The 14,022-nt window shown below is 67.0% G+C and carries 8 protein-coding genes; 3 read left to right on the forward strand and 5 right to left on the reverse strand.

Annotated elements, in window-relative coordinates; genetic code table 11:
* The 5 genes from HZF05_RS04340 to HZF05_RS04360 form a co-directional block, all read right to left on the reverse strand.
* Positions 1-2,841, reverse strand: coding sequence for a bifunctional transaldolase/phosoglucose isomerase (locus HZF05_RS04340; protein ID WP_246331584.1), 2,841 nt, complete (start codon positions 2,839-2,841; stop codon positions 1-3).
* Between the two features lie 138 nt (positions 2,842-2,979).
* Entirely contained in the window at positions 2,980-5,064 is a 2,085-nt protein-coding gene (gene tkt, locus HZF05_RS04345) for a transketolase (RefSeq protein WP_160363176.1), read from the reverse strand.
* Positions 5,065-5,154: 90 nt separating this feature from the next.
* Complete coding sequence (gene rpiA / locus HZF05_RS04350; RefSeq protein ID WP_160363177.1) at positions 5,155-5,823, reverse strand: ribose-5-phosphate isomerase RpiA; 669 nt, start codon at positions 5,821-5,823, stop codon at positions 5,155-5,157.
* A gap of 13 nt (positions 5,824-5,836) precedes the next feature.
* Entirely contained in the window at positions 5,837-6,364 is a 528-nt protein-coding gene (locus HZF05_RS04355; protein WP_160363178.1) for a MucR family transcriptional regulator, read from the reverse strand.
* 223 nt (positions 6,365-6,587) lie between these two features.
* Positions 6,588-8,381, reverse strand: a complete 1,794-nt coding sequence (locus HZF05_RS04360) for an ABC transporter ATP-binding protein (protein ID WP_160363179.1) — start codon at positions 8,379-8,381, stop codon at positions 6,588-6,590.
* Between the two features lie 695 nt (positions 8,382-9,076).
* Between HZF05_RS04360 and HZF05_RS04365 the strand changes: the two genes are divergently transcribed.
* The 3 genes from HZF05_RS04365 (at position 9,077) to HZF05_RS04375 (ending at position 14,019) form a co-directional block, all read left to right on the forward strand.
* Positions 9,077-11,806 carry an Rne/Rng family ribonuclease gene (locus tag HZF05_RS04365; RefSeq protein WP_181638795.1) on the forward strand — a complete coding sequence of 910 codons (2,730 nt, stop codon included), beginning with the start codon at positions 9,077-9,079 and terminating at the stop codon, positions 11,804-11,806.
* Positions 11,807-11,893: 87 nt separating this feature from the next.
* Complete coding sequence (locus HZF05_RS04370) at positions 11,894-13,288, forward strand: M48 family metalloprotease (RefSeq protein WP_160363180.1); 1,395 nt, start codon at positions 11,894-11,896, stop codon at positions 13,286-13,288.
* Positions 13,285-14,019 (forward strand): DsbA family protein, encoded by a 735-nt coding sequence (locus HZF05_RS04375; RefSeq protein WP_181638796.1) that lies wholly within the window; start codon positions 13,285-13,287, stop codon positions 14,017-14,019. The genes HZF05_RS04370 and HZF05_RS04375 overlap by 4 nt, the downstream gene beginning before the upstream one ends.
* The last annotated feature ends 3 nt before the right edge of the window (positions 14,020-14,022 follow it).

Raw genomic sequence — 14,022 nt, forward strand, 5'->3', positions numbered from 1 at the left:
TTACGCCTTGGTTGCCGCCTCCAACGCGCGGGCAAGCGCCTCGGGGCCGGATTTCTCGTCCTTCAGGTGGACGCGCAGCACGCGCTGGCCGCGGCTGGCCAGCACGTCCATGTCGCCGCGCGCCTGCGCGAGCTGAACGGTGCCGAACGAGGCGCGGTTGCCGGGGATGGCGATATCCTGCGACGGCTCGCGCGTGATCGTCAGGAAGATGCCTTCCTTCGGGCCGCCCTTGTACGCCTGGCCGGTCGAGTGGAGGAAGCGCGGGCCGAAGCCGGCGACGGTCGCGATCGTCTTGGCGTCGCGCACATCGACGCGCATCGCCTCGATCGCCGCCTCGTGGGCCTCGTTGCGCTCGATATAGGCGAGGAAGCCGAAATAATCGCCGGCGTTCGCGGTCGAGAGATGCGCCTTGAGGATCGCCGCCGCATCGCCGCCCTCGATCTTGGCGGGCGCGTAGAAAGCGAAATCATTATCCTTGAAGAAGGCCGTCTCGGGCTTGAGGCTACCCGATTTCTCATACTCGCCGATCAGCTCGCGCGTCTGGATCTTGGCGTCCTCGACATCGGGCTGGTCGAACGGATCGATGCCGATGATCGCGCCGGCGACGGCGGTCGCGACCTCCCAGCGGACGAACTCCTGCCCGATATCCTCCTTCTTCGCGAGCTTGATCGTCACGATCGGCTGGCCGCTCGCCTGCAGCGCATCCAGCTTCGCATGATCCGCCGACATCTCGTCACCATCGAGGTGGAGATGCACGAACAGGCGATCGTCGCCATAGTCGGCCGGCTCGCCGAGCGGCTCCAGATCGACCGGCACGATGCCCTTGCCCTGCTTGCCGGTGCTCTCGGCGATCAGCTGCTCCAGCCAGCTGCCGAACGGCTTGAGCGAGGGCGAGGGGACCAAAGTCAGCTTGTCGCGGCCGGCGACGGCGGCGGCGCCTATGATCGCGCCCAGCTCGAAGCCGGGGTTCGCGGCGGGCGGCGCGTCGGGGCCGACGGAGTGTGTCATCACCTTCACGACATCGAAGAAGCCGGCGACGTCGATGCCGATCGCGGCCGACGGCACCATGCCGAACACGGAGAGCACCGAATAGCGCCCGCCGATCGTCGGATCGCCGTAGAAGATGTGGGCGAAGCCGTCCTTCTTGGCCGCCGCCTCCAGCTTCGAGCCGGGATCGGTCACGGCGACGAAGCGCCCGCCCGCCTTGCCCTCGCCGACCGCCTGCTCGCAGCGCGCGAAGAAGTAAGCGCGCAGCAGCTCGGGCTCCATCGTCGAGCCCGATTTGGAGGAGACGATGAAGAGCGTGTTGGCCGGATCGATCGAATCCGCGACGGTCGCGACCTGCCCCGGATCGGTGCTGTCGAGCGCGTGCAGCCTCGGCGAACCGCCGCCCAGGATCAGCCCCATCACCTCTGGCCCGAGGCTGGAACCGCCCATGCCGAGCAGCACGACATCCTTGTATTTCTTGGCTTCCTGCGTGAGCGATTGCAGCGCGGCGATGTCCACCTGCTTGCCCTCGGCGGCGGGCAGCCAGCCGAGCCACTTGCCCTCGTCGCCGCCGGTCCACATCGAGGCGTCGTGCGCCCAGAGCTTGCGCGCCCAGCCTTCGGAGCGCGCTTTCTCGATCGCGTCCTTCACGTTCGCATCGAGATCGGCGGGCAGGTCGGCCTGGATCGTATCCAGCTTGCCTTCGAGCAGCTTGCCGCGCTTCGCGGCGATCGCGCCGTAGAGCGCATCGGCTGCATCGGCGAAGGACTTCACGCCGTCCTTCACCAACTGCGCGGTGACGCCGTCGAGATCGAGACCCAGTTTCTCCGCCGTCGCCAACACCTTCTCGGCATCGTCGATATCGGCGACGAGGCTGTTCGACGTCTCGCCATGATCGCGGAAGGCGTCCATCGTTGCGGGCGGCATGGTGTTGACCGTGTCGCGGCCGATCAACGTCTCGACATAGAGGACGTCCGAATAGGCCTTGTCCTTGGTGCCGGTCGACGCCCAGAGCAGGCGCTGCGGCTGCGCGCCCTTCTCGGCGAGCGCGCGCCAGCGGGCCGAGCCCGACACTTCCAGATAATGCTGGTAGGCCAGCTTGGCGTTGGCGATGGCGACCTTGCCGCGGATCGCCTTGGCCTCGTCGGTGCCGAGCGCGTCGATCTTCTTGTCGATCATGCCGTCGATGCGGCTGACGAAGAAGCTGGCGACCGAGGCGATGCGGTCGATCGCCTCGCCCTTGGCGACACGCGCCTCCAGTCCCGAAATATAGGCCTCCAGCACCTTCTTGTAGGCATCGAGCGAGAAGAGCAGGGTGACGTTGATGTTCACGCCCGCCTCGATCGCATCGTGGATGGCGGGGACGCCCGGATCGGTGCCGGGGATCTTGATCATCAGGTTGGGCCGGTTCACCTCGCCCCACAGCCGCTTGGCGGCGGCGAGCGTCGTTTCGGTCTCCATCGCGAGGTAGGGCGACACCTCCATCGAGACGTAGCCGTCCTTCGCGTCGAGGCGATCATAGACCGGCCTCAGGGTATCGCAGGCATCCTGGATGTCCTTGATCGCCAGCGCCTCGTAGGTGCCCTCGACGGTGCGGGGATCGCCCTCGACCTCGGCCTTCAGCTGCGCGTCATAGGCGTCGCCATGGCCCATCGCCTTCTCGAAGATCGAGGGGTTGGAGGTGACGCCGGTGAGGCCATCCTCCTCGACCAATTTCTTGAGGCCGCCCTCGGCCATGAACTTGCGGTCGATGAAATCGAGCCACACGGCCTGTCCGGCGGCTTCGAGTGTCTGCAGTCGGTTCATGGTTCCTGCTTCCTGTTCGCGGACGGCTTCGAGCTGATCGTCGGACATGTCGATCTCCTCAATTCTCCACTCGACCCCACTCCGTTCGCACTGAGCGTAGTCGAAGTGCGGGCCTCAAGCGCGGCGCCTGCTGCCCGTCCTTCGACTTCGCTCAGGACGAACGGGGAGGGATCGGTGAGGCCATGTTCATCCCATCACTTCGCGCGCCACCTTGACGACATTGTCGAGGGTGAAGCCGAATTTCTTCTGCAGGTCGGCGAGCGGGGCGGAGGCGCCGAAGGTCGCCATCGTCACCGTCTTGCCCTTCAAGCCGACATAGCGATCCCAGCCGAATTCGGCGCCCTGCTCGATCGCGACGCGCGCCTCGACCGACGGGGGCAGCACGCTGTCCTTGTAGGCCTGGTCCTGCTTCTCGAAGAGGTGGAAGCTCGGCATCGACACGACGCGAACCTTCTTGCCGCCTTCGGACAGCGCCTCGGCCGCCTTCGCGGCGAGGCCCAGTTCGGTGCCGGTGGCGATCAGGATGAGGTCGGGCTTGCCGCCATCCTCCTTGGTCAGCACATAGCCGCCCTTGAGCGTGCCCTCGGCCGAATTGTAGCGCGAGCGATCGAGCGTCGGCATCGCCTGGCGCGAGAAGACCAGCACGGTCGGCGTGTGGACGCTCTCCAGCGCCGCCTTCCACGCATAGGCCACCTCGTTGGCGTCGCCGGGGCGGATCGTGTCGAGGTTGGGCATCGCGCGCAGCGAAGCGAGGTGCTCGATCGGCTGGTGGGTCGGGCCGTCCTCGCCGACGCCGATCGAGTCATGCGTGAAGACGAAGATCGTCGGAATGCGCATGATCGCGGCGAGGCGCAGCGTCGGGCGCATGTAATCGGAGAAGACGAAGAAGGTGCCGGTGTAGGCGCGCAGGTAGCTGAGCGCCATGCCGTTGGCGGCGGCGCCCATGCCGTGCTCGCGGATGCCGAAATGGAGGTTGCGGCCGCCATAGCTGTGCGCCTCGAACGAACCGGCATCCTTGATGTCGGTCTTGGTCGAGGGCGCGAGATCGGCGGCGCCGCCGACCAGCCATGGCACCGACGGCGCGATCGCGTTCAGCACCTTGCCGCCCGCCTCGCGGCTGGCCATGCCCTTCTCGTCGGCGTCGAAATGGGGAAGCGCCTTGTCCCAGCCCTCCGGCAGCTTGCCGGCGAGCATCGTGTCGAGCTCCTTGCCGAGATCGGGGTGCGCCTCGCGATACTTGGCGACCATCGCCTCCCACTTTTCGCGGGTCGGCGCGTTCTTCGCCATGGCATCTTCAAAATGCTGCTTGGCTTCCGGCGGCACGCGGAAGCTCTCGTCCTCGGGCCAGCCATAGCTCTTCTTGGCGCCGCGGATCTCTTCCTCGCCCGGCGCGTCGGAGTGGGCCTTGTGGGTGCCGGCGCGGGTCGGGAAGCCGATGCCGATCACCGAGCGGACCTCGATGAAGGTCGGCTTGTCGGTGGTCGCCTTGAACGTCTCGATCGCCTTGGCGAACGCGACGGTGTCCTCGGCGTCGTCGATCAGGATGGTGTTCCAGCCATAGGCCTTGAAGCGCTCGATGACATTCTCGTCGAAGGCGAGCTGCGTGCTGCCCTCGATCGTGATGTCATTCGAATCATAGACCCAGCAGAGGTTCGACAGCTTGAGGTGGCCAGCGATCGACGCCGCCTCCGAGGCCACGCCCTCCATCATGTCGCCGTCCGACGAGAAGACGTAGGTGTCGTGGTTGAAGATCTCGAAGCCGTCGCGGTTGAAGTGGCTGGCGAGCCAGCGCTCGGCGATCGCGAAGCCGACCGAGTTGCCGCAGCCGGCGCCCAGCGGGCCGGTCGTGGTCTCGACGCCGGTGGTGTCGTGATATTCGGGATGCCCCGGCGTCTTCGAGCCGATCTGGCGGAAATTCTTGATGTCGTCGAGGCTGACGGCGGGGTTGCCGGTCGGTTTGCCATGCTCGTCCACCTCGATCGTGCCCGAGAGGTGCAGCAGCGAGTAGAGCAGCATCGAGGCATGGCCGACCGAGAGAATGAACCGGTCACGGTTCGGCCAGAGCGGCGCCTTCGGATCGTACCGCAGGAACTTCGTCCACAGCGTCTCGGCGATCGGCGCCAGCGACATCGGCGTACCGGGGTGGCCGCTATTCGCTTTTTGCACCGCGTCCATGGCGAGGCAGCGGATCGTGTCGATCGCCAGCCGGTCGATCGAGCCGTCCTCGACGACGTGCGTGGAAGGTCGGGTGGCGGTATCGGTGTCGGTCATTGGGTCGAGTCCCCGGGGTTCGCAAAGATGCGCGCGCTCTGCCGCCGAGAACGGCCGGGCGCAAGCACCGGTTCCGTAGATACTTGGGTGTCAGTCGTGCCGTTCGCGGCGCGCCACACTCGTTTCGTCGCCGATATAGAGCGCATCGATCTCGGAAAGAAAGAGGCCGTGGCCGAGCAGCCCCGGAATCGCGTCGAGCGTGCGGGCGAGGCCTTCCGGATCAACGATCGGGCCGAAGGCGCAGTCGATGAGGAGGTTGCCCTGATCGCTGGGTGCGGGACGAATGACAGGATCGCCGCCGAGGCAGCGGATCGCGCCTTCCACATAGGCGCGCGCGAAGGACAACACTTCGATGGGGAGGGCGCGCGACAACGTCTCGACCGGTTTGGAGGCGTCGACGATGCAGATCATCCGTGTCGCCGCGCTGGCGACGATCTTCTCGCGCAGCATCGCTCCGCCGCCGCCCTTGATGGCGCGGAACAGGGGATCGATCTCGTCGGCCCCGTCGATGCACAGATCGACCGCCGCGAGATCGTCGAAGGCGAGGAAGGGGATGCCCGCCGCGCGCGCCGCCGCCTCGGTGGCGAGCGAGGTGCCGGCGGCGGTGATCGTCAGGCCCTCTTCGGCGATACGCCGGCCGAGCCCGGAAATGGCGAAGGCCGCCGTGCTGCCGGTGCCGAGGCCGACCAGCATCCCGCTGGTCACTTCGGCGATGGCGGCCTCGGCGGCCTTGCGCTTGGATATGTCTCCGGTCGTCATGACCGGAGGCTTATCACGCCTCGACGGGCGCCGCAGCCTTGGGCTTGCGACCGCGCTTGGCCGGAGTGGCAGGAGCGGCGGCAGCGGCAGGAGCGGCCTTCGGCGCGGCCTTGGCGCGGGCCGGCTTGACGGCCGGCGCTTCTTCCTTCTTGCGGCCGAGGCCGATCTGCTTGGCGAGGCCGCGGCGCTGCTCGGCATAGGCCGGCGCGACCATCGGATAGTCGCGCGGCAGCTTCCACTTGGTGCGATATTCTTCCGGCGTCATGTCATAATTGGTGCGCAGGTAGCGCTTGAGCATCTTGAGCTTCTTGCCGTCTTCCAGGCAGACGATGTAGTCGTGCTTCACCGAGGAGCGCACCGGAACCGCCGGCTGGAGCTCGGGCTCTTCCGTCTTCTTCGGCTCGGTCAGACCGGTGAGCGCGGCGTGGACCTGCGCGATGAGCTGCGGCACTTCGCTGGTCGAGACATTGTTGTTGGCGACGTGCGCCGCGACGATGTCAGCGGTCAGGCTCAGCAGCTCGTTGGTCAACTCTTCGGACACGGGTCGGGTGCTCCTATTCGGTTTTCGGCTGCGACTGACTTTCGCGCCGTATAATCTTGCGTATCTACGCACTTCTATTTTGGGATCAAGTCAGGATATCATGCGAGATTGACGAATAAGCCGTCGCTACCTTGCTGTGCGATGAATAGCCGCGACCCTATTTGAGAAATTGATACAGGATCATCTCGATCGGGCAACGATCCTCGCCTGATTTCGATCCTCGTCAGCTGAGGATCGACGCCGCGTCCTCACCCGATTGCCGCTCGAAAAGCCGCCGGTAGCGGCCGTTTTCGATGCGCAGCAGGGTGGCGCGATCGCCGTCCTCGACGATGCGGCCATTGTCGAACACCAGAATGCGATCGAGCGCGCGCACCGTCGACAGGCGATGCGCCACGATGACGGTGGTGCGCCCGACCATCAGCCGCCCCATTGCCTCGGTGATCGCCGCTTCCGACTCCGAATCCAGACTGGAGGTCGCCTCGTCGAGGATCAGGATCGGCGCATCGGCAAGGAAGGCGCGCGCCAGTGCCACCCGCTGCCGCTCACCCCCCGATAGCTTCACGCCACGCTCGCCCACCATCGTGCGATAGCCCTTGGGCAATCGCGTGATGAAGTCATGCGCGTTGGCGAGCCGGGCCGCCCGCTCGATCTCGTCCTGCGTCGCGTCGGGCCGGGCGTAGCCGATATTCTCGGTGAGGCTGCGGTGGAACAGGATCGGTTCCTGCGGCACGATCGCGATCTGGCTGCGCAGCGAGGCCTGCGTCGCCTGCGCCACCTCCTGCCCGTCGATCGTCACACTGCCCTCGGTCACGTCGTAGAGCCGCTGGATCAGCTTGACGAAGGTGGTCTTGCCCGAACCCGACGGGCCGACGAGGCCCACACGCTGCCCGGCCGGGATCGCCACGTCGAGCGCCTGGTAAAGCGGCGTCGCGTGCCCGCCATAGCGGAAGGTGACGTGATCGAACCGGATCGCGCCGTCCTCGATGCGGATCGTCCGCGCGTCCGGCCGGTCCTCGATGCCGAGCGGCTGGTCGTGGATCTCGACCAGCTCCTCCATCTCGTTCACCGAGCGCTGGAGCTGGTGGACATACTGGCCGATCTCGCGGAGATAGCCGTGCACCACGAGGTAGGTAGTGAGCACATAGGCGACGTCGCCGGGCGTCGCGCGGCCCCGCCACCACAGCCACAGCGCCGTTCCCGTCACCGCCGTGCGCACCGTCCAGAGCAAGGTGAGCTGGCCGGTTCCGGCATAGGTGAACAGCATCCACGTCCGCCGCGTGCGGCGGCTCCACTTGGAGACGATGCGCTGGAGGCGATCCTCCTCGCGCTCCTCGGCACCGAAGGCCTTGACCACCGCGTTGGTGCCGATCGCATCGGCCAGCACGCCGCCGATCCTGGTGTCCCACTGGTTGGAGAGGCGCGAGGCGGGCGCGATCACGCGCGTCGCCAGCGTCACCGTCAGCGTGACGTAGGCGATCGCGCCGACGGCCATGACCAGGCCCATGACCGGCCAGTGCGCGCCCAGCAGGAACACGGTGCCGACCAGCACCACCAGCGACGGCAGCAGCATTAGCAGCAGCGTGTCGTCGAGCGTGTCGAGCGCCCACATGCCGCGCGTGATCTTGCGCACGGTGGAGCCCGAGAAGCTGTTGGCGTGCCAGTCGGTCGAGAAGCGCTGGACGCGCTGGAAGGCCTCGTTGGCGATGTCGCGCATGATCTTGAGCGTCAGCGGTACGATCGCCCACCAGGAGACATGGCGCAGCACGACCATGGCCAGTCCCAGCGCGGCGATCGCGACGAAGGCGGCGATCGCGGCTTCGTGACCCGCCGCGCCGCGGCCCAGCGCGTCGACGAGACGGCCGACATAGAGCGGCACGAAGATTTCGGTGATCGTGGCGCAGCTCTGGCCGATCGCGACGGCGGCGGCGAGCCACCATTGCCGCTTCCAGTGGCGGAAGGTGAAGGCGAGGACGGTGCGGAGCACCTGCGCGCCGTCGCGGGATTTCGACTTGTTCATGATGGATTTCGGCCCGTTCGGGCCCCCGTAATCGTCAGCGGGAAAGGCGGTGGCGGAAGAATTCCACCGGGAGGGCTCAGATCAGCCCGATGCCCGTATGAGGGCGGCGATAGCGCGATACGGTCATCGGTGGCCTCCCTTCTTCGCTGGAACGATGCGATCGCGCATAGCATGGAAACCGACAACGGGTAAGAACCAATCCCCGTTCGCCCTGAGCTTGTCGAAGGGCTGTCCTTCCCTTTCCCGATGCGCACAAGAAAAGGGCTGGGCTTCGACAAGCTCAGCCCGAACGGGAGAGAAGACTTAGGTACAAACTCTTGATGTTAACGAATTCGCGCCGATATTTCGAGCGAGCCCGTGGGTTGCCGAGCTTGTCGGCCGGTGCTAGCACCGTGGATGGGCGCGATATCCATGCGCCCCAAACCGGCGTCGCTTCGGGCGGCCGGCAATCAGGTTGACGTCGCACATGTCGCATTGCCTTCCCCGCACCGATCGCTTCGAGAGCGATGCGGCTGCTTGGGAAGGTCGCCGGGCCCTGCGAGCCCCGCATGCGTCTGCGACGGCCACGTATCATGCTGTTTCTTATCCCGCGGTCTCCGTGCGCCTCGCGCCGGCAGGGCCGCTTTTTCACATGACCTTATCGGCGCACCCGCTGCCGCCTCATATCGGCGGCCGGCGCGCCCGGAGACTATTCAATGACGATGCGCATGCTGATCGACGCGCGCCACCCGGAAGAGACAAGGGTCGCGGTCGCCAAGGGTAACCGGATCGAAGAGTTCGATTTCGAATCCGCCGAACGCAAGCAGCTCAAGGGCAATATCTACCTCGCCAAGGTGACGCGCGTGGAGCCTTCGCTCCAGGCGGCCTTCATCGAATTCGGCGGCAACCGCCACGGATTCCTGGCCTTCTCGGAAATCCACCCGGATTACTACCAGATCCCCAAGGAGGATCGCGACGCGCTGCTGCGCGAGGAGCTGGAAGAGGCCGAGGCGCTCGCCGCCGAGGACGACGATCATTTCGACGACGAGCATGACGAGCACGATCATGCCGAGGCTTCCGATCACGATATCGACGTCGAATCGATCGAGCGTATGGACACCGACGGCGGTCCCGAGGAACTCGACGCTGCAGAAGACCATCCGCACGAAGAAGGCGAGGACGCCGCCAAGCCGCGCCGCTCCCGCTCGGCCGGTCGTGGTGACGGTGATCATGTCGAGGCGCTGAGGAAGCGCCGCCAGAATCTGCGCCGCCGCTACAAGATCCAGGACGTCATCCGCCGCCGTCAGGTGCTGCTGGTCCAGGTCGTCAAGGAAGAGCGCGGCAACAAGGGCGCGGCGCTGACCACCTATCTGTCGCTGGCCGGCCGTTATTGCGTGCTGATGCCCAATACGTCGCACGGCGGCGGCATCTCGCGGAAAATCTCGAACGCCGCCGATCGCAAGCGCCTGAAGTCGATCATGGCGGAGATGAAGCTGCCGCGCACGATGGGCTGCATCGTCCGCACCGCCGGCCTCAGCCGCACTAAGGTCGAGATCAAGCGCGACTTCGATTATCTCGCGCGCCTGTGGGACGGCATCCGCGAGGAGACGCTGAAGTCCGAGGCGCCGGCTTTGATCTACGAGGATTCCAACCTCATCAAGCGCGCCATCCGCGACATATACACGCGCGAGATCGACGAGGTGATCGTCGAGGGTGAGGCGGGATACCGCACCAGTCGCGAATATATGAAGCTGCTGATGCCGAGCCATGCCAAGAAGATCCGGCCCTATGTCGATCCGGTGCCGCTCTTCCAGCGCTTCGGCGTCGAGGATCAGCTGACCGCGATGTACCAGCCGGTCGTGCAGCTGAAATCGGGCGGCTATCTGGTGATCAACCCGACCGAGGCCTTGGTCTCGATCGACATCAACTCGGGCCGCTCCACCCGCGAGCATAATATCGAGCAGACCGCCACTGCGACCAATCTGGAAGCAGCGCACGAGATCGCCCGCCAGCTGCGCCTGCGCGACATGGCGGGCCTCGTCGTCATCGACTTCATCGACATGGAGAACGGATCGAACATCCGTAAGGTCGAGAAGGCGATGAAGGAGGCGCTGAAGAACGATCGCGCCCGCATCCAGGTCGGCCGTATCTCGTCCTTCGGCCTGATGGAGATGAGCCGCCAGCGCCTGCGCACCGGCGTGCTGGAAGCCTCCACCCGCATCTGCCCGCATTGCGAGGGCACCGGCTTCGTGCGCACCGCGTCGTCGGCGGGCCTGTCGGCGCTGCGCATGCTGGAGGAGGCCGCCGCGCGCGGTCGCGGCACGCATCTCGTGCTGCGCGCCAGCCGCGAGGCGACCATCTACGTGCTCAATCGCAAGCGCGGCGAGATCGCCGAGATCGAGGATCGCTACGGCGTGCTGATCGAGGTGATCCCCGATCACCATGACGAGGGCGCGCGGATGACGGTGGACATTTCCGGCCCGCCGCCGGCGCAGATGCCCAAGCTCGCCCCGATCCCCGAGCCCGAGCCGGATGACGACATCGTCGACGATTACGAGGACGAGATCGAGGAAGAGGAGGCCGAGGCCGCCGAGGAGCGTGCCGAGCGCGCGCCGCGCGAAGAGGGCGAGGGTAATGGCCGTCGTCGTCGTCGCCGTCGTCGCCGTGGCGGTCGCCGGGACGAGACGCCGCAGGAGACTGCCGATCGCGAGGCCCAAGAGGCGCGCGAGGACGCCGAGGATGAGGCCGGCGAGGCGACCGACGCCGAGGCGGGCGCCGAGGATGGCGAGCGCGACGAAGGTGAACGCGAGGAAGGTGCGGAGGGCGGCAACGCCCGTCGCCGTCGCCGTCGCGGCCGTCGCGGTGGTCGTCGTCGCGAGGGTGGCGAGGACACGCTGATCGTCGATGCCGGCGATGTCGGCCCGATGGCGACCGACGTGGCCGAGGTCGCGCCCGAGGTGCTGGCCGAGGCCGAGCCGATCGACGCCACCCCGGTGGGCGCGCCCGATGCCGAGGCGGGGGCCGCCCCGGCCAAGCCGAAGACGCGCCGCCGCCCGAAGGCGCGCGCAGCCGGGGAGGTTCCTGCCGCTCCGGTCGAGGAGGCGCCGTCCGTCGCCGAGGCGATCGAGGCCGTGGCGGAGGAAGCGCCGGCCAAGCCGAAGCGCCGCTCACGCAAGAAGGTGGAGGCGGAACCCGCCGCCGAGGCGCCTGTTGCCGAAGCCGCGCCCGAGCCGGTCCCGGAAGCATCCGCCGAGGAGACTCCGGCGAAGCCCAAGCGCCGCACGCGCAAGAAGGCCGAACCGGAAGCCGCCGAAACTGCGGTCGGCACGCCTGCCGAGGAGGAAGCCGCTCCGGCTCCCGCCGAGGAGCAGGCCGCCAACGACGCCAATGGCGAAACCGACGAGACGCCGCGCCGCGGCTGGTGGCAGCGCACCTTCGGCAACTGATCGACCGGGCTGGCGCTCCCGCATGGGAGCGTCAGCCGGCGTTCATGGAACGGCGCTAGGGAACGGCATGGCCTTCGGGGACAGACCATGACCAGCTCACGACAGGGATTGCTGGCGCGTCTTGGCCGCTGCCTCACCTTCCTCTTCCTCAGCTTCCTCGTCGCGGGTCGCCCCGTGCTGGCGCAGGACGACTCGCCGCAGATCCTGCGCGATACCGAGACCGAGCGGTTCCTCGCCGACATCTCGGCGCCGATGGCGAAGTCCGCCGGCCTCGCGCCGGGCGCGCTGCAGGTGGTGCTGATCAACGATCCGGAGATCAACGCCTTCGTGGCGGGCGGGCAGACCATCTACATCAATTCCGGCCTGATCCTCGCCGCCGACAATGCCAACGAGGTGGAGGGCGTGATCGCCCACGAGCTTGGCCACATCGAGGGCGGGCACATTCCGCTGTCCAACCAGGGCACGCGACCGGCCGGCCGCATCGCGCTTCTCTCGCTGCTGCTCGGCGTCGCGGCGATCGCGGCCGGTGCGGGCAGCGCCGGCATGGCGGCGCTGGGCGCCGGCACCACGCTCGCGCAGAGCAAGTTTCTCGCCTTCAGCCGCGCGCAGGAGGGCAGCGCCGACGCGTCCGCCGTGCGCCACCTCAACGACGCGCATTATTCGGGCAAGGGCATGATCAGCTTCTTCGGCAAGCTGAAGCAGGAGGAATATCGCCTCACCCCGGCCGACTACACGATCGATCCCTATGCGCAGACCCACCCGATGACGGCGGATCGCGAGCAGGCGCTGGAGGCCGACCTCCAGAAATCGCCCTGGTGGAACGCGACGCCGGACCCGGCCCAGCAGGCGCGCTTCCTGCGCATCAGGGCCAAGCTCGCCGGTTACGTGCAGGATCCGGACGTCACGCTCAAGAAGATGCCCGACAGCGACCAGTCGGTGCCGGCGCATTATGCCCGCGCCTACGCCTGGCACCGCGCCGCCTATCCCGACAAGGCCGATGCCGAGGCCGATGCGCTGCTCCGCACGGCGCCGCTCGATCCCTATTTCAACGAATTGAAGGGCCAGATTCTGCTCGAGAACGGCCACCCCAAGGAGTCGCTCGCGCCTCTGCGCGTCGCCGTCCAGCAATCGGGCAGTGCGCCTTTGATTTCCGCGCTGCTTGGCCAAGCGCTGATCGCCACCGACGATCCAGCCAACTTCGCGGAGGCCGAGAAGGTGCTGAAGATTTCGGTCGACAAGGATCGCGAGGACCCGCTCGCCTGGTATGCGCTGGGCGCGGTCTATGCGCAGCGCGGCGACACCGCGCACGCGGCGCTCGCCAGCGCCGAGAAATACGCGATGGACGGCAACGAGGAACTCGCCCGCTCCAATGCCGAGCGGGCGCTGATCGGGCTCAAGCAGGGCACGCCCGATTATCTCCGCGCGGAGGACATCGCGGTGACCGCGCGCAACAACATGGACAGCAGGTACGGCCGAAAATGAGCGTGGGTTGGAAGGAAGCGGGCGCGGGCCTCGGCGCCGCCGCACTGGGCGCCGTCGTGGCGGTGGGCGTGATGACGGGCATGGGCCATGGCGGCGGCGCGCCTGACGCGAGGGCCACCGGCGCGATCGTGCGCAGCTACATCCTCGACCATCCCGAGCTGATCCCGGAGGCGATGAACCGGCTGCAGGACAAGCAGACCGCGCAGGCTATCTCCGCCAACCGGGACCAGATCGAGGCGCCCTTCGCCGGCGCCGTGGCGGGCAACCCCAAGGGAGACGTCACGCTGGTCGAATATTTCGATTACGCCTGCGGTTATTGCCGGCAGAGCGTGGCCGATGTGGACAAGCTGATCGCGAACGATCCTAAACTGCGCGTCGTTTACAAGGAACTGCCGGTGCTCGACGGCGCGATCAGCGACCGCGCCGCGCAGGTGAGCCTGGTCGCGGCCAAGGCGGGCAAGTTCGTCGCCTTCCACCACGCGCTCTATCAGGTCCCCGCGCCGCTCGACGACGGCAAGACCGACGCCGTGGCGGCGAAGCTCGGTCTCGACACGGCGGGCCTCGACAGCGCGGATATCGTGAACGAGATCAACGCCAACCTCACCACCGGCCGCGCGCTGCGCATGTCCGGCACCCCGACCTTCGTGGTCGGCGACCAGCTTTTGGCGGGCGCAGTCGGCTATGACGCGCTCAAGGCGGCGATCGACAAGGCGCGCGCCGCCCGGGGCTGATCC

This window comes from Sphingomonas chungangi (assembly GCF_013778325.1).
In the GTDB taxonomy this organism is placed as follows: Bacteria; Pseudomonadota; Alphaproteobacteria; order Sphingomonadales; family Sphingomonadaceae; genus Solisphingomonas; species Solisphingomonas chungangi.